Source organism: Myxococcus sp. SDU36 (assembly GCF_030168875.1).
Lineage (GTDB): Bacteria > Myxococcota > Myxococcia > Myxococcales > Myxococcaceae > Myxococcus > Myxococcus vastator.
Genome location: NZ_CP077414.1, coordinates 176845 through 193320, shown reverse-complemented (window position 1 = coordinate 193320; position 16476 = coordinate 176845). Strand labels below are relative to the sequence as shown.

General features: G+C 69.7%; 14 protein-coding genes. 6 read left to right on the top strand and 8 right to left on the bottom strand.

Annotated elements, in window-relative coordinates; translation table 11 throughout:
- Positions 1 to 19 precede the first annotated feature (19 nt).
- On the top strand, positions 20 to 1594 hold the full coding sequence (locus tag KGD87_RS00775; protein ID WP_284665681.1) for a DUF1570 domain-containing protein: 1575 nt from the start codon (positions 20 to 22) through the stop codon (positions 1592 to 1594).
- 134 nt (positions 1595 to 1728) lie between these two features.
- Positions 1729 to 3120 carry an aldehyde dehydrogenase family protein gene (locus KGD87_RS00770; RefSeq protein ID WP_284665680.1) on the top strand — a complete coding sequence of 464 codons (1392 nt, stop codon included), beginning with the start codon at positions 1729 to 1731 and terminating at the stop codon, positions 3118 to 3120.
- 7 nt (positions 3121 to 3127) lie between these two features.
- Here the strand turns inward: KGD87_RS00770 and coaA are convergent, their stop codons facing one another.
- Both coaA and KGD87_RS00760 read right to left on the bottom strand, forming a co-directional pair.
- Positions 3128 to 4081, bottom strand: a complete 954-nt coding sequence (coaA, locus tag KGD87_RS00765) for a type I pantothenate kinase (RefSeq protein ID WP_284665679.1) — start codon at positions 4079 to 4081, stop codon at positions 3128 to 3130.
- Between the two features lie 69 nt (positions 4082 to 4150).
- The gene (locus KGD87_RS00760; RefSeq protein ID WP_284665678.1) at positions 4151 to 4882 is read right to left on the bottom strand and encodes a M90 family metallopeptidase; all 732 of its coding nucleotides are present in this window, start codon (positions 4880 to 4882) and stop codon (positions 4151 to 4153) included.
- A gap of 117 nt (positions 4883 to 4999) precedes the next feature.
- Between KGD87_RS00760 and KGD87_RS00755 the strand changes: the two genes are divergently transcribed.
- The gene (locus tag KGD87_RS00755; RefSeq protein WP_284665677.1) at positions 5000 to 6370 is read left to right on the top strand and encodes a BamA/TamA family outer membrane protein; all 1371 of its coding nucleotides are present in this window, start codon (positions 5000 to 5002) and stop codon (positions 6368 to 6370) included.
- A gap of 10 nt (positions 6371 to 6380) precedes the next feature.
- Here KGD87_RS00755 and KGD87_RS00750 read toward each other — a convergent pair whose 3' ends face one another.
- From KGD87_RS00750 to KGD87_RS00740, 3 genes are all read right to left on the bottom strand, one after another.
- Positions 6381 to 7175 carry a nucleotidyltransferase domain-containing protein gene (locus KGD87_RS00750; RefSeq protein WP_284665676.1) on the bottom strand — a complete coding sequence of 265 codons (795 nt, stop codon included), beginning with the start codon at positions 7173 to 7175 and terminating at the stop codon, positions 6381 to 6383.
- A complete protein-coding gene (locus tag KGD87_RS00745; protein ID WP_284665675.1) occupies positions 7172 to 8467 on the bottom strand; it encodes a DNA polymerase beta superfamily protein in 1296 nt (431 codons plus the stop codon). Before KGD87_RS00745 ends, KGD87_RS00750 begins: the two co-directional genes overlap by 4 nt.
- A gap of 85 nt (positions 8468 to 8552) precedes the next feature.
- Positions 8553 to 8711, bottom strand: a complete 159-nt coding sequence (locus KGD87_RS00740) for a hypothetical protein (protein ID WP_284665674.1) — start codon at positions 8709 to 8711, stop codon at positions 8553 to 8555.
- A 3-nt stretch (positions 8712 to 8714) separates the two neighbouring features.
- Here KGD87_RS00740 and KGD87_RS00735 point away from each other — a divergent pair, with 3 nt between their 5' ends.
- Genes KGD87_RS00735 through KGD87_RS00725 form a run of 3 tightly spaced genes read left to right on the top strand, consistent with a single transcriptional unit; the run spans position 8715 to position 11179 of the window.
- Positions 8715 to 9197 carry a hypothetical protein gene (locus tag KGD87_RS00735; protein WP_284665673.1) on the top strand — a complete coding sequence of 161 codons (483 nt, stop codon included), beginning with the start codon at positions 8715 to 8717 and terminating at the stop codon, positions 9195 to 9197.
- A 50-nt stretch (positions 9198 to 9247) separates the two neighbouring features.
- Complete coding sequence (locus KGD87_RS00730; RefSeq protein WP_284665672.1) at positions 9248 to 10417, top strand: Tox-REase-5 domain-containing protein; 1170 nt, start codon at positions 9248 to 9250, stop codon at positions 10415 to 10417.
- Positions 10418 to 10429: 12 nt separating this feature from the next.
- Positions 10430 to 11179 (top strand): immunity 52 family protein, encoded by a 750-nt coding sequence (locus KGD87_RS00725; RefSeq protein WP_350101124.1) that lies wholly within the window; start codon positions 10430 to 10432, stop codon positions 11177 to 11179.
- A gap of 28 nt (positions 11180 to 11207) precedes the next feature.
- Here the strand turns inward: KGD87_RS00725 and gor are convergent, their stop codons facing one another.
- The 3 genes from gor to KGD87_RS00710 all read right to left on the bottom strand — a co-directional run bounded on the left by gor (position 11208) and on the right by KGD87_RS00710 (position 16228).
- On the bottom strand, positions 11208 to 12635 hold the full coding sequence (gor, locus tag KGD87_RS00720; RefSeq protein ID WP_284665670.1) for a glutathione-disulfide reductase: 1428 nt from the start codon (positions 12633 to 12635) through the stop codon (positions 11208 to 11210).
- 122 nt (positions 12636 to 12757) lie between these two features.
- Entirely contained in the window at positions 12758 to 15592 is a 2835-nt protein-coding gene (locus KGD87_RS00715; protein WP_350101122.1) for a response regulator, read from the bottom strand.
- 42 nt (positions 15593 to 15634) lie between these two features.
- Positions 15635 to 16228 (bottom strand): EF-hand domain-containing protein, encoded by a 594-nt coding sequence (locus KGD87_RS00710; RefSeq protein WP_284665669.1) that lies wholly within the window; start codon positions 16226 to 16228, stop codon positions 15635 to 15637.
- Between the last annotated feature and the right edge of the window lie 248 nt (positions 16229 to 16476).

The following is a 16476-nucleotide window of genomic DNA, read 5'->3' as shown; positions in this document are numbered from 1 at the left end:
GCCGAGGAGACGACCCGACTTGCGCCACGGCCTCGCGATGGGGGCACTGCTCGCCCTGCTCTCCACCACCCAGCTCGCGTGCGTCGTGGGCCCGCGCTTCACCACGTGTCCGGGCGAAGGCGGCCGGCCTTGGGTACGCCTGGACAGCGACCACTACACGCTGCACACGGACCTTGCCGCCGAGGACGCACGCGAGGCCATGCGGACCTTGGAGCGGACCCGGGCCGCCATCCTCACGTCGATGTGGCCGCAGGCCCTGAGCCAGCAGATGACGAAGCTGGACGTCTACGTGCTCCAGGATCCGCGCGAGTTCGAAGGCCTCTACCCACGCCGCGTGCGCGCCTTCTTCTTCCGCTCCGACAGCGAGGCGCTCATCGTCCTGTCGGGACGGCCCGACAAGTGGGAGCGGACGTTCTCCGGCATGTCCCTGGCGTCCTCATCCCCGCTGAACCACGAACTGGCCCACTCCCTGAGTGCCTATCCGCTCTCCCGTCAGCCTCGCTGGTTGTCCGAAGGCCTGGCCGAATACCTGGAGACGCTGCGCCTTTCCCAGGATGGACAGACGGCGGTCGTCGGCGTGCCGCACTGGACGGCCATCGCGCTCATGACGTCCTGGCTCGACGGAGTCAGGAGGGGATTGGCACGAGGCTGGACCATTCAGCGGGTCCTCCAGTGGGACCGAACCCTGGAGGCGCGCGAGCAGGACAAGGAAGTCGGCGCGAACTACGCGGGGAGCTGGCTGCTGGTGCATTGGCTGCTGAATGAGCGGCCCCAACCCTTCGCCGAATACCTGGCGTTGCTCAACCAGGGAGCCGCCCCCGAGCAGGCACTGGCGCGGACGCTGCCCGAGCTGACGTCCCCCTCCCTCGACAGCGTGCTCTACGAATACCTGCGAAACCGCCGCTTCGTGCAGCGCACCGTCTCCGTGCCGCCCGTGGGGACAGCGTTCATCGAGGAACCCCTCGATGATGGGCAGGTCCACGCCATCCGCTCGAAGCTCGCCGCACTGGGGGCGCACCTGGCGCACCGGGAGCCCTTCATCACCAACCGCCGGAAGGTGGCGAAGGACGAGCTCGACGAGGCGCTCCGGCTGAATCCCACGGGACTCCTGGCGCTGTCGGTGAAGCTGCGCGCCGCGCCCGCGCACGAACACGTGGCCATTGGCCGGAGCGCCGTGGAGGCCCACCCGCACGAGAGCGAGGCCTGGGAACTGCTGGGCGCGGCGCTGCGGAATGAGCCCACCGCGACAGAGGAGCGCAAGGCCGCCTATCGCGAGGCCTTGCGGCTGGACCCGCGCAACGCCAATGCGGCGCGAGAGCTGGCGTGGCTGTTCGTCACCCAGGGCCGCCACGCGGAGGCCCTGCCCCTGGCGCGCTGGGCGGTGTCGCTCGCGCCGTGGAGCCCCAACGCCCTGGACACGCTGGCCATGGCCCTGGCCGGCAGCGGCGCGTGCGAAGAGGCGCGGCAGGCGGAACATCGGGCCCTGGAGTTCATTGAGGAAGAAGGCTCGCCGGAGCTGGAGCAACTGCTCCGCCAGCGCATCGCCGGGCTTGAGGATGGCACCCTCTGCGTGACATCCCCACCCGACGCCTGAAGCCGGCGGGCGATGGGCTGACAACACTTCCCGGACGCCATCTGTCACGTACCGCACGCGCCGGGGCGGCCCGGGCGGCCGGCGACTTCGCGGGCCCATGACGCAATGCGCGTCCATGGCTTTCCTGCGAGTCCATGAGCCAGAGCACTCACCTCGTCGACAATCCCTTCACCGGCGACGTCGCCGCTTCGGTGGAGCCCACGTCGCCCGCGAAGCTGGACACCGTGCTGGAGCGGGCCCGCGCCGCGGCGCGCGCGCTGCGCGCCTTGAGCGTGGCGGAGCGCGTGAAACTGGTGCTGCGCGCGTGCGAGGCGATGGAGAAGAACACCGAAGCCATCGCACGGGACATCACCCGGCAGATGGGCAAGCCGTTGTCCCAAGCCCGGGGCGAGGTGGGTGGCATGGCGGGACGCCTGCGCCACATGGCCGCCATCGCCGAGGAGTCCCTCGCGGACCTCGTCCTGCCGCCCAAGGACGGCTTCGAGCGAAGAGTGGCGAAGGAGCCGCTGGGCGTGGTGCTGGACCTGCCCGCGTGGAACTACCCGCTCCTCACCGCGGTGAATGCCATCGCGCCCGCCGTGCTCGCGGGCAACGCGGTCATCGTGAAGCACTCGCCGCGCACGCCCCTGTGCGGTGGCCACTTCGCGCGCGCCTTCGCCGAAGCCGGCGCGCCCGATGGCGCGGTGCAGGCCATCTTCCTGGACTACCCGGGGACGGAGCAGCTCGTCGGTGACGCGCGCGTGGACCACGTGCTGTTCACCGGCTCGGTGCTCGGCGGCCACAAGATGCAGGCGGCCGCGCGCGAGCGCTTCCTGCACATTGGCCTGGAGCTGGGAGGCAACGACCCGGCCTACGTCGCGCCGGACTGTGACTTCGACAAGGCGGTGGAGAACATTGTCGACGGCGCCATGTACAACGCGGGGCAGAGCTGCTGCGCCGTGGAGCGGGTGTACGTGCACCGCTCGCTGTACGAGCGCTTCGTCGCCGCCGCGGAGCCGCTCGTGCGCGCCTACGTGCTGGGCGACCCGGAGTCCGAGCAGACGACGATGGGCCCCATCGCCCAGCCCTGGCACCCCGCCGAGCTGCAGTCCTTCGTCCAGGACGCCACGAGCCTGGGCGCACGACTCGTCACCGGTGGCCGCGCGACACAGGTGGAGGGACGGGGCCGGTTCTTCGAGCCCACCCTGCTTCGCGACGTGAGTCCCCAGGCCCGGCTGATGCGTGAAGAGTCCTTCGGGCCGCTGCTGCCCATCGCGCCGGTGGACTCGGACGAGGAGGCCCTGGCGCTGATGAATGCCTCGCGACTGGGCCTCACCGCCAGCGTGTGGACGTCCGACCGGGAGCGCGCGGACCGGCTGGCGCGGCAATTGGAAGCGGGCACCGTCTACATGAACCGCTGCGACGCGCTGGACCCCGCGCTGCCCTGGAGCGGCGTGAAGGACTCCGGACGCGGCGTGACGCTGAGCGCGCTGGGCTTCGACGCCCTGACGCGGCCCAAGGCGCTCCACTACCGCCTGCGCTTCTGACGCGCGGCTACAGCTTGCGCAGCCTCACCCGCTTCACCTTGTGGTCGGGGCCCTTGAGGAGGATGAGGCGCGCGCGCGAGCGGGTGGGCGCGATGTTCTGGGCCAGGTTGGGCCCGTTGATTTCGCCCCACACCGACTCGGCGAGCTGAAGCGCCTGCTCGTGGTTCAGCTCGGAGAAGCGGCGGAAGTAGCTGCGCTCGTCACGGAACGCCGTCTGCTGGAGCTTGAGGAAGCGGTCCACGTACCAGCGGCGGATGTCGTGCTCGTGCGCGTCCACGTAGATGGAGAAGTCGAAGAAGTCGGAGAGGAACGTCGCCGGCATCTGCTTGCCCTCCTGCGCCCCGGCCTGGAGGACGTTGAGCCCTTCCAGGATGAGGATGTCGGGCTGGCGGATCACCTGCGCCTCACCGGGCACCACGTCGTAGACGAGGTGCGAATACACCGGCGCCGCCACCTCCGCGCGTCCGGCCTTCAGCTCCGCCAGGAAGCGCACCAGGCCGCGCCGGTCATAGCTCTCCGGGAAGCCCTTGCGCTTCATCAAGTCGCGCTCGGTGAGGACCCCGTTGGGGAAGAGGAACCCGTCCGTCGTCACCAACTCCACGCGCGGGTGGTCCGGCCACCGCTTCAGCAGCGCCTGGAGGATGCGCGCCGTCGTGCTCTTGCCCACCGCCACGCTCCCGGCGATGGCGATGATGTACGGCACCTTCTGCGCCGAGCCGCCCAGGAAGGCTTGCTGCTCCGCCCACAGCCGCTGCGCCGCGGCCACCTGCAGGTTCAGCAACCGGGACAAGGGCAGGTAGACGTCCACCACCTCGTCCAGGTCCAGGTGCTCTCCCAGGCCCCGCAGCCCATCAATCTCCGAGGACTCCAGCGGCAGCGGCGTGGCGGCACGCAGCGCACGCCAGGACTCCCGTTCCAGGTCGATGAACATGGATGCGGACGGGCTGGTGGCTGAGGCCATGGATTCCACTCCAGGAGATGAACATCCAGGCCGCCGCGTAGCACAGCCGGGACCTTCGCGCTCGGACGTTCAGGCGCCAGCCGCGGGATCCCACCCATAGAAGCGCTTCAGCTCCGCATAGAGCTCCGGCGTCTTCTCCCGCATTTGCCGGGGTTTCTCGAAAAACGATTCGGTGGCCACCGCGAAGAACTCGGCCTCGTTGAGCCCGCCATAGTCATCCAGGACCTGTCGTTCCCGCCGCTGGCCCTTCTGAAGCTTGTGGAAGTGCTCGCTCATCACCGCGCTCCAGGCCCGGTAATGCGAATACGCGCGCAGGTTGGGCGTGCCATCGAAGGCGCCATCGGCCCGGTCCAACACGTGGGCGAACTCATGTGTGGCGGTGTCGTGGCCGTCGTCCGGGTTGCGCAGCCCCGCGAGCACCGACTCCCACGAGAGGATGACGGAGCCCCAGTTCTTCGCCTCGCCCAGCACCACGCCCGTGCGGTCCGGGATGCGGAAGGCGCCGGGATAGACGATGACCTCTCGCAGCCGGTCGTAATACGACAGGCCCAGGTGCACCACGAGCTGCACCGCCGTGGCGGAGATGACCACGCGCATCTCCTCGGTGACCTCCAGGCCGCCGGCGCCGATGAACTCCTTCTCCCACGCGAACACCTTGAGCTTGTCCAGGAAGGGCTGCCGCAGCTCCGGGGAGAGGGTGCGGAAGAAGGGCACGCGCGCGTCAAGGTAGCCCAGCCAGGCCTCCGGAAAAGGGCGGCGAAGCAGGCGCCGACGCCGGAGCTGGTGGATGAAGGAGAGCATGCGCACTGGCATAGCAGACGGGCATGGCGCGCGGAGCACCTCCCGGGACGAAACTGGAGGTAGATTGTGCCTCGCGGGCGCTGGCCGGCAGCCCCTTTCACGGACGTGCAACGAGCAATGAGCAGACGCGTGTGGGTTCGATGCGCGGCGCTGGGGCTGAGCCTCCTGGCGCCCCTGGCACCGGCGCAAATCACGGAGTCAGACCCGGTCGTCGAGGAAGTGGTGGTCCGCGGCCCGAAGAAGACCCAGCCGGACACGGTGCGCGCCTACGCGCGCGTGGGGGAAGGAGACCCGCTCGCGCTCGAGGACCTGGCCACGGTCGAGCGGCGGCTGGTCGCCACGGGCCTCTTCCAGGAGGTGAAGGTCCACTACGAGCCGTCCGGGCCCGGCCGGGTGCGGCTGATTCTGGAGGTGGAGGACAAGGCGTCCTGGGTGGTGGCGCCCACCTTCGTGCTGCAATCCGACAACGTCGGCGGCGGCGTGCTGTACGCGGAGAACAACCTCTGGGGCCGCAGCAAGAAGTTCGCGACAGCGGCCCAGGTGAGCACGGCGGAGAGCGGCCTCTTCGCGGGCTTCCTGGACCCGAACCTCTTCGGGCTGCCCCAGCTCCGCTTCAGCCTGGAAGGCCAGCTTCGCAGCGACCGGGTGGACGAGTACCTGCCCGGCTCCGGCCAGCGGCGTCCGGAGGTGGTGCGACGCACGCGGATGAACTCCGCGTCCATCGCCGGAGAGCTGGGCTTCCTGCTGTTCGAGCGCGTGCGCGCGGCGGCCAAGTACCGGCTGATGTCCATCGACGCGAAGTCCCCCGACTCCTCCGAGGAGGTGACGACGCCCGCCTTCTCCCTGGGCCCGTCGCAGCAGGACGCATCCCTGCGGCTGATGGTGGGCATCGACACGCGGCAGAACCTGCACGCGGTGATGGAGGGCCTCAACCTGGAGGCCTCCTACGAGCGCTCCAAGCCCGGCGTCGGCAGTGACTTCCGCTACGAGCGCTTCGGCCTGCTGTACCGCCATGGCCTGCGGCTGCTGGGTGAACACAACCTGGTGCTGCGCGGCGAGGCCGTGGCCGGCGTGGACCTGCCGTTCCATCAGGAGCTCGTCATGGGCGGCAATTCCCTGCGCGGCTTCGTCTACCGCCAGTTCCGGGGCGACACGCGCCTGTCCTTCACCGCCGAGTACCACTTCCCCCTCTTCACGGTGAACCCGCTGTCCTTCCGCGGTGTCGCCTTCTCCGACACGGGGATGATGATGTGGCGCAAGCTGCCCGGGGACCGGGAGCTGCGGGACGTCAACGGGCGCGTGGTGCGCAGCTACCTGCCGGACGCGGCGGGCGGGCTGGGGAACGCCACGGTGGCCCAGGGCGTGGGCGCCGGCCTGCGGCTGTACCTGCGCAACATCGTGCTGCCCCTGGTGGGCGTGGACGCGGCCTACAGCGTCAACTCGGGCGAGTTCCGCTTCTATCTGGTGGCGGGCGTGAGTCCGTCCTAGGGACGACACGTCACGGGTGTCCCCCGAAGTTCCTCCGCCGCAGGTCCAGCATCCACGCCTCCAACGCGGCCACGGCCTCGGCGGGCGGTGACTCGGGAAGCACCGAGTCCGCCCGCGCGGCTTCGAGCACCTCGAACGCGCGCGACACCTCGCCGCGCCACCGCTCGCTCAGGGCCTCCGGGAGCTCGCTCTTCTCCCCGCGCAGCTTCTGCTCCACCAGGGCATGGGCCTCCGCGAAGCCGTACCGCGACAGCAGCTCCGTGACGTCCGTCTCCACCTCGCCGGTCCGCAGCGCATGGGCCCCCGTCAGCGTGGTGCGCAGCACGTAGAGCAGCCGCTTCGCTGAACGGAACCCGCTCTTCTCCCACTCGCGCAGCTGTCCCTGGGCAAAGCCGTTGTAGTGGCGGTGCAGCTTGCGCGACAGCACCGCGCGCACCAGCGGACGCAGCGACTCCAGCTCCGGAGACACGCGCAGGGGGATGGCCCCCAGCACCCGCTCCAGGTAGTTCCCATTGCCTTGCAGGATGCCCTGGAGCACCGGCAGCAGCTCGTTGGACGAGTAGTCCACCTCCACGCCCTCCAGCACCTCCAGCCGCTCCGTGGGGACGTGTACGGGCTGCAGCGTCAGCAGCGCCGCGGTCCACGCGACGTGGATGGACTTCAGGTCCAGGTCGCTGTCGGGCGAGGGGAAGCCATAGGCGTGCGCTCCGGACAGGGAGACGACCAGATGCGCGCGGTGCCGGGACTCCTCGTCCAGCACCCGGTCCGCCATGGCCCGTTGATGTTCCGTCAGGGTGCCCTTCATTCCGAATCCCTCCACGCCATGGCCGGGGCCTCCGGCGCGTCACGTCCCAGCGGCCCGGGCTCCTTCAGCACCCAGCGCCGCGCCAACTCCTCGCCCACGCGCCGCAGCAACCGGTCCGCGCGTTCGTAGTCCGGATGCTCCGGCAGACGGCTCTCCCGGTGCGCTGCCTCCAGGTCCGGCGCCATTGCCTCCGCGTCCCGCAGCACGTCCTCCAGCGGCACGCGGCCCGCCTTGATGTCGAGCAGCCGCGCCTTCAGCGCGCCAGAGGCCTCGAAGACGGGCGCCCCCTCGCGCAGCCACCCTGTCGCCGTGGCCACCAGGCGCAGCAGGTTGTAGGCGTTCTTCGGGCGCAGCTCGCGCGCGGAGGGAGGCCGCTGGCCGCCGCTCCGTGCATAGGCGGTGAGCGCCTTGAAGTCGTTGGTCGCCAGCAGCCCCTGGTCCCAGAGCGAGCGGTAGAGCTGCTTCACGTACGTCTTCGCCGCCAGCAGCGCATCCTGCGCCGTCGGCGCCGCGCGAGGCGACACGGCCGACAGCCGACGCGCCACCTCGTCCAGGTCCGGCGCGGGCTCCTCGCACAACCATTCGAGCAGCAGGTCCCGATGCTCCGCCAGCCGCTGGCTGCGCGTGAGCTTGTCAAGCTGGCTCATGGCATAACGCCCGAAGCTGCCGAACAGGGCCTTGGACACGAAGGCGTCGCGCTCCTCCAGGAGCCACCCGCCTACCGGGTCCAACGCCTTCGCGCCCGGCACGAAGAGCGTCTCCAGCGTGTTCGGATCCGCGCGGAGCGCCTGCTCCACCGCCTTGTGGACCTCCCAGTATGTGGTGCTGCCATCCGCGCTCACCAGGTCCCGGGGCGCTTCGACCAGTCCAAATCGCCAGGGGAGCGGCAAGGCGAACACGCCGCGCACATCCACGTCCGAGCGCTCGTCGGCCAGCCCCCAGGCATGGCTGCCCACGCGCGTCTCCAGCACCACACACGGTGTCAGCGCGCTCCAGGCCGCCTCGCGGCGCTGGGCGAACTGCACCTGCCCCGGGCGCCGGGGCACCAGCTCATCCCTCGCGAACCACACCTCCCCCACGCCGACAATCTGCACGTCGAAGCCGCCGTCATGCGCGCGGACCACACGGCCCACCACGCCCTGCGGGATGCGGCGGCCTCCGGAGGCCAGGCGCTCCACGCGCGTCGTCACCTCGGTGCCGTGGGGCAGCGGCACCGACAACCGGTCCACCTGCTCCATGCCCCGGATGCGCGCGCCGCCTGGGGAGGAGGACTCCGTCGATGAATCACTCATGGGGTCGTCACCTCTCGAATCGGTGCGAAAGCCGCCCTGACCTGCCCCGGGCCTCAGCGCCAGATGGACGCCGGCGCATCATGCCTCACCTCCACCGCCATGCCCTCATCAAGGGGCCTCGGCGCTCCTGGAGGTTGGCCTTGCCCTCCTCCAGCATCAGTTCCACCATCTCGGCCTTGAAGTCCGCCGGGAACGCATTGAGCGCCCTGCGGGGCTTCATCGACTTCTCGCCGGGCGAGGACATTCCGTGCTCCTTCCATACCTCTCGGGTGTCACGGAATCGGGGCAGGCTCACGGCCGGGAGCCTTCGCCTCGGTGGGCCAAGGGGCGGACACTGCGCGCCAACAACGTCCTGCTCGGGTGCGTGGCCCTCCTCTTCACCGGCTGCGTTTCGTTACCTGCCGGGCCCGGAAGGACGCTGAGCGACACGTCCCGCACGGCCACGAACGCCTCTGGAGCGCGGGCGTCGAACGACGAGGCGCCGCGTACATCCGCACCGGTGCCGAGTGCCACGCCTCGCGAGGAAGCGCCTCCCCTGTACCGCCGCAAGGCGGTGCGCGAAGTGGTGACGGCGGCAAGCCCCGTTCGCGCGGTGGCCATGGCAGGCGACATCCGTCCCGATGACGTGCAACCGAACGCCTGGGGGCAGTTGCTGACAAACGCGGGGCTGGCGGCTCAGGACGCACATCCCCTGGGAGGCGCGCTGACGCCCACGCAGCCGCGCGGCTGATGGAAGTGCTTCTGGGCAAGCCCGTCACATTGAGGACCTTCCCGCCTCGCATGGCCGCAGGCTTCATCCTGCGCGAGGTGATGGAGGGAGGCGAAGTCACGCGGCAGGAGCTGGTGCGGCGGGTGGAGCGCTTCGCCCGGGAGCAGATCGCGGTGCTGCGACCCGACGGCTATCTGGCGTGGGCCCTCACCGGGCGAACCCAGCAGAGAGTGGCAACGGTCGAGTGGAAGGACGGCGCCTTCCGAGCGCATGGCTTCGAGCTGGGGCGCTTCTTCAGCGGCAAGGGCGGTGTCTTCCGGACCGTGGACGCGCAGCTCCAGGTTTCGGATTGGCGGCCCCTGGCCGAGGTGTACGACGACGCGGACGTCATCAGCCGCACCCTGGATGGAGCGGAGGACGCGTTTGTGGAGTTGTACCACGCGCTGGGCCAGTTGCTCACGCGTCCCGTGGACAGTCTCGCGGGGCTGAGCCACCTGCCAGCGGGCGTGGTGGCGCTCATCGCGTCCTCGCCCATGTACTGGGAGCGCTTTCAGTCCATGACCCGTGGCGAGCAGATCCGCGAAGTATCGCGGCTCACAACGAGCATGCTCATCACCAGGGGAGCTGCCTCGGCCACGACGCGGACGTTGAAGGGGATGGCGGTAGGCGCGGAAGTCTCGGTGCCAGTGCTCTCGCTGTCGGCGAAGGGAGCACTGGCACTGGAGCGTGTCTCAGTGCCAGCAGGGCGCGCGGCTGCGGTACTCAGCGGCGGGCCCGGGGCGGCCATCATCCTCCAGCGGGCGAGCACCGCCTCGAAGGGAGGAGCACCTTCCCAGGGACCAGGGCAGTGGGGGCCAGCAAAGGAGTCGATGTCCACCCGTGCCCGGCGCTATCAGGAGCAGATCTCCGGGCATCCGGCAGATGAAGCATATTGGGTCGGTGGCACGAGCACGCAAGCCGGAGGCGTGAAGTTCGACGGCTTCAAGGATGGAGTGCTACTGGAGGCGAAGGGGCCTGGCTACGCGAGGTTCTTCGAGGGACTGAAGCCCAAGGAATGGTTCCGCCACTCGGGGGCTGTGGACCTCGTAGAGCAAGCTCGGCGGCAGACGCAGACGGTCCAGGGGACAGGTATACGGATTGAGTGGCATGTGGCCGAAGCGGCTGCAGTCAATCCAATCCGCCGACTCTTGGATGGAGCGGACATTGAAGGCATCAAGGTTGTCCACACCCCAGCACAGTGAGAGGAGGTCATCGTGGCTGAACAACCTGAAGCAGAAGAATACTACGTGGGTGCCTACTGGGGGCCGCGCAAGGAGTCCCCCGAAGACTGCGCGCGTCGCACCGCGGAGTTGCTCATGGCCCTGGCCGCATGTGATCCACTCCTGGCCCAATGGTACAAGCCCGCGCGCTCACGCAAGGACGCTCGGAAGTATCCCTTGATGCCGCCGGATCTGGCCACGCTCACGGAGTCTTTTCGGCGCGGCGTCAACCGCGAGAAAGGTGGGCCGGCCATTGAGCAGCTCGGCTTCACGTTCTGGTTCGGCAATGGAGGCGCCAGAGGGGAAGACGTGGATCTGCGCATCACCTGTGGTGACCATGGTGGCGCCAACCCCAACTCCTGCGTGATGACGCTACCGAGCGGCGGGGCGGAAGCGGAGCGGCTCATCACCACCCCGATGCTGGCGGGCGTGCTCCGCGGCATGGCTCAGGCATGGGACCCTGATTGGGCCGTGGCCACATCGTGGGAGCACCGTGCGTTGATGACCGAAACGCCCCGGGCTGGCGGGTTCGTGGGTTGGGTCACGTACCTGTCGCGCCGCCGGGGAACAGTGCCCCCATTGCCAGCTCCCGTCCGTATCGAGCCGGTCGAGAACCGGGGAACCGTCATCGTCCTGACCCCAGAGCGGCTGACCGCGAAGAACATCGAGCATGTCGAAAGGGGAAAGCGCGTAGGGGAGCTGCTGGCGAGGTCAGGCGTGTTGGAGCCCGTCATCCCTCGCTGATTCGCCTGTGGTTTTCGAGCCGTTCGCCTCACCCGCGCGTCCCCTTCGGAGGCGCCCCCGCGTCGTGCCCCAGCTCCGCCGCCATGCGCGCGTCGGGGTCCGGCCGCTTGTCTCGCAGCGTGACGAACTCCTCGGCCGCGGTGGGGTGGATGCCCACGGTGGCGTCGAGCTGCTTCTTGGTGACGCCACACTTCACCGCCACCGCCAGCCCCTGGATGATTTCCGGTGCGTCCGTCCCCACCATGTGACAGCCGAGCACGCGGTTGGACTCGTGCTCCACCACCACCTTCATCATGGTGCGCTCGTTGCGTCCGCTCAGGGTGTGCTTCATGGGCCGGAAGCTGGTGACGTAGACGTCCAGCTTTCCGTGGCGCTCGCGCGCCTCCACCTCCGTCAGTCCCACGGAGGCCACGGGCGGCTGGCTGAAGACGGCCGACGGCACGTCGGTGTGGTCCATCTGCATCGGGTTGTCGTTGAAGAGCGTCTCCGCCAGGGCGCGCCCCTCCGCGATGGCCACCGGCGTGAGGTTGATGCGGTCGGTGATGTCGCCCACCGCGTAGATGCTCTCCACCGAGGTGCGGGACCACGCGTCCACCACCACCGCGCCGCGCGCGTCCAGCACCACCCCCGCTTCCTCCAGCCCCAGTCCCCCCGAGTTGGGGACGCGCCCGGTGGCGAACAGCACCGCGTCCGCCTCCACCGTCTCCCCTCCGCCCGTCAGCAGGCTCACCCCGCCCTCGGCGCGCTTCTCGATGTCCCGGATGAAGGTGTCCGTCATCAGCTCGATGCCCTTCTTCCGCATCTCCTCCGTGAGGAAGGAGCGCACGTCTTCATCGAACCCGCCCAGCACGCTGGCGCCGCGAATCAACATCGTCACCTGGGAGCCCAGCCCGTGGAAGACGCCCGCCAGCTCCACGCCGATGTACCCGGCCCCGATGACGGCCAGCCGCTTGGGCAGCTCCGGAAAGGACAGCGCCTCATCGGAGGTGACGGCGTGCTCGATGCCGGTGATGTCGGCCGGAAGATAGGGCCGCGAGCCCGTGGCAATCAGGATGCGCTCGGCCGTGTACCGCTTGCCGGCCACCTCCACCGTGTGCGGGTCCACTACGCGCCCGCGCCCCTCCAGCAGCGTCACCCCCGAGTCGCGCAGCAGGCGCGCATACACGCCGCGCAGCCGGTCCAACTCCTTGTCCTTCGCGGCCAGCAGCTTGCTCCAGTTGAACTGCGGCGCCTGGACCGTCCAGCCGTAGCCCTCCGCGTCCTCGAACTCCTCCCGGAAGTGCGCGCCATACACCAGGAGCTTCTTGGGCACGCAGCCACGGTGGACACACGTGCCGCCCAAGTCGCGGTCCTCACACACCGCCACCCGGGCCCCGTGAGCCCCGGCCCTGCGGCTGGCCGCAACACCGCCAGAGCCGCCGCCAATGGTGAAAAGGTCGAAGTCGTATCGGGCCATGTGCTTTGCATCTCCTCGGTGGCATTCGCGAATGAACCTCAAGAGATAGCGCTCGGAGGGGGCGTCGCGCACCGCCGACGTGCGCCTCCGCCGCGCAATCCGGGCCGCCCTCCCCATCCGTGTCAGGCGCCGGACAGGGCCAGGACGCTGTCACGCAGGCGGCCCAGCAGCAGCCGCGTCACTTCCAGCTCCGTCTGGCACCGCTCGAGCCGCTCGGGCATGTCCTCCAACCGGCCGGCGTCCGCCTGCAACTCGATGTCGCGGGCCTGCGACTCCAGCGCGCTGGCGCCAAACCAGGCCGCGTTCGACTTGAGGGTGTGCGCCGCCCGGCCCAGGTCGTCCGCGTGTCCACGCACCAGGGCCGAGTACGCGTCCGCCAGGAGCGCCGGCATGCTGTGCAGCGCGGTGTCGATGAGCTCGGGGAGAATCTGCGCCGCCTGCGCCCCCAGCTCCGCCCACAGCCGGGCGAGCGCGGCGGACTCCAGGCCTGGGATGCGCGCCGCGTCCGGAAGGCCCTCCAGGACCGTTTGCAGCGGCGTCAGCGCGACCCTGTCGCTCGCGACCCGCCGCTCCGGCGCCACGTCCGAACGCCGGGGCTGGCAGCGCAGCAGCGCCGCCGTCAGCGCCTCCACGCGGATGGGCTTGCCCAGGAAGTCGTCCATGCCCGCCGAGAAGCACTGCTCCCGGTCGGAGTCCATGGCGTTGGCCGTCATGGCGATGACCCAGGGCTGCGCCTTGGGCGGTAGCTCCTGGCGGATGCGGCGCGTGGCCTCCAGGCCGTCCATCTCCGGCATCTGCAGGTCCATGAGGACCGCGTCGTAGCGCTTCTGGGACAACGCCTGCAGCGCCTGACGTCCGTTGAGCGCCACGTCCGCGCGGTAGCCGAGCCGCTCCAGCACGAGCAGCGCCAGCTTCTGGTTGGTGGCGTTGTCCTCCACCAGGAGGATGTCCAGCGGCACGGTGTCCCCCGGCCGCTCCCCCGGAAAGGGCCCCGCGCGCGAGGGCCGCGTCTGCCGGGGCTCCGGAAGCTGGGGAAGGTGCTGCGAGAAGCACGACACCAGCGCGTCGTAGAGCTGCGAGTCCTTCAGCGGACGCGACAACACGCCCGCGAACAGGCCCTCGGGGGGATTGCCCCGCCGGCCCGGCGTCGACACCAGCACCAGGGGAAGGGCCCGCGTCTCCTCGCGCTGCCGGATGCGCTCGGCCAGCGTGGTGCCATCCAGCCCCGGCATGTGGTGGTCGATGAGCACCGCGTCGAACGCAGCCCCCGCCTCCAACTGGCCGAGCGCCTCCAGCCCCGACGCGGACTCCACGGGCACCAGGCCCCACGACTGGAGCTGCCGGCCCAGCAACCTCCGGAACAGGGCGTTGTCGTCCACGATGAGCACGCGCCGGCCCAGGAGCAGCCCCTGCTCCTGGCGCGGCTGCACCGCATAGGCCTGTGGCGCCGCCTGGACGCGCAGGGTGAAGCGGAAGGTGGTGCCTTGTCCGGGCACGCCCTCGCTCTCCACCCAGAGCGTGCCGCCCATGGCCTCCACCAGCCGCTTGGAGATGGCCAGCCCCAGCCCCGTGCCACCGAAGCGCCGCGACACGGAGGCATCCAGTTGGTTGAACGGCTGGAACAGCCCCGTGCGCCGGTCCTCGGGGATGCCGGGGCCGGTGTCCTGCACGCTGAAGGTCAGCTCCCAGTCCGCCGCGCCCTCCGCGCCGCCCAGGGCCGAGCCCTCCACGCTCACCACCGCGCCGCCGTGCTCGGTGAACTTGAGCGCGTTGCCCACCAGGTTGAGCAGCACCTGCCGGAGGCGCGACGCATCCCCCACCAGCATCTGCGGCAGCCGCGGCGCGAGGTCACACCCCAGGTCCAGCCCCTTCTCGCTGGCGCGCACGGCCATCAGGTCCAGCACGGACTCCACGCACTGGCGCAGGTCGAAGGGCCGCAGCTCCGCCTCGAAGCGGCCGGCTTCAATCTTGGAGAAGTCCAGCACGTCGTTGAGCAACGTCAGCAGCGCCTCGCTGCTCTGCCGGATGGTGGCGACGAAGTCGCGCTGCTCCTCCGTCAGCGTCCGGTCCAGGAGCAGGCCCGTCATGCCGATGATGGCGTTCATCGGCGTGCGGATTTCGTGGCTCATGGTGGCCAGGAACAGGCTCTTGGCCTGGTTGGCCGCCTCCGCCGCCTTGCGCGCCCGTTCGAGGTCGGTGATGTCGTGGTAGATGGCGATGAAGCCGAGCTGCCGTCCGCCCACCGACACCGGCAGGGCCCGAAGCTCCACGTCCACCACGCTGCCATCCTTGCGGACCCGCCGGGTGACGGAGCGCAGCCGCCCGCGCTGCACGACCTCGCGCGACGCCTGCTCCGCTTCCGGGAGGACGCTGGGCTCGGTGGCCACCAGCTCGAAGATGTGCTTGCCGAGCGCTTCGGCTGGCGAGTACCCGAACAGGCGCGTGGCCTCGGGGTTCCACGACAGCACGCGGAACTGACGGGTGATGGTGATGATGGCCACCGGGCTGTTGATGACCACCGCCTCGAAGAACTCCTTCTGCTGCCGGAGCGAGGCCTCCACCTCCAGGCGGGCCGTCATGTCATGGAGCTGCAGGACCCAGCCCCCGTCGCCATCTCCGGCCAGCGGCAGCGTCACCACTCGCAGGTAGTGCGCGGGGCCGGTGCCGCCTGGACGCTGTCCAGCCAGCTCCGTCTCGCGCAGGGCGGCATCGGCGGGAGCGCGTGGCTCTGGAGGACGCCAGCCAGGCAGGAGCAGCCCCACCGGCTGCCCCACGAGTCCAGCACGCGGCCCGAAGATGCGCTCCGCGGCGCGGTTGACCTCCACGATGCGCTGCCCAGCATCCAGCACGAGCACCCCATCCCGCGAGTGCTCGAAAACCGCTGCATGTGCGCTTGACGCCAGGTCAGCCACCCTTCCCCCTGCCACGAGAATGAAGGTCCGCTCGGAGCGCATCATGCCAGACGCGCTCGCGGACCAGGACGGTGTTGCGACGCGCCGTCAGCGGCTGTTCCACCAGGCCTTGAACTCGTTCCAGGAAATCTTCCCGGTGCGGTCCGTGTCGACGATGTCGACGGCGATTTCCAGCTCCTCGTCGGAGATGTTCTGCCCCAGCGCCTCCAGCAAGCGCGCGAACTCGGCACGGTCGATGGTGCCGGTCCGGTCGCGGTCATACCGCTGGAAGATGTCGAGCACCTCGTTGCCGGAGCTGGTGAACTCGTCCACCGCGGCGTGGACGGGCGCCAGGGGCTGGAACCCCGCGGACGTCGTCTCCACCTGCTCGACGAAGGGCGACCCTGTCGCGGGCCGCTCACGCCGAGACGCGGACGTCCGCCGCGTCGCCACCTTGCGCGCGGAGGTCTTCTTCGCGGTGGCCTTCTTCGCCGTCGTCTTCTTCGCGGGTGCCTTCTTCGCGGTGCGCTTCTTCGTCGCCGCCTTCTTCGCGGTGGCCTTCTTCGCCGTCGTCTTCTTCGCGGTGGTCTTTTTCGCGCCGCGCGACTTGCCGGCGGCCTTCTTCGGCGTGGCCTTCTTCACTGTCGCGCTACGCCGGGATGACTTCTTCGCAACAGCCGTCTTGCGTGACTTCGTCGCCATGATGAACCCCTCCCTGGACGGCGCGCATCGTAGCGCTCCCTCGTTCGGGTCCAAGCATCAGCACGCGCCCCACCCCACCCGCCACGACGTGCGGACTCCGTCCCCTGGCGAACGCGGACGGTGGGGATGGCCTGGAATCAGGCCCAGGGCATGGTCCAAGATGACCCACCCGGGGCATTTAAAGCCCTGGCTACCCTGGAACCCCAGGAGGCAAACTGCTGGCGGGCCTTCCGCCAGCCTTCTTGGCT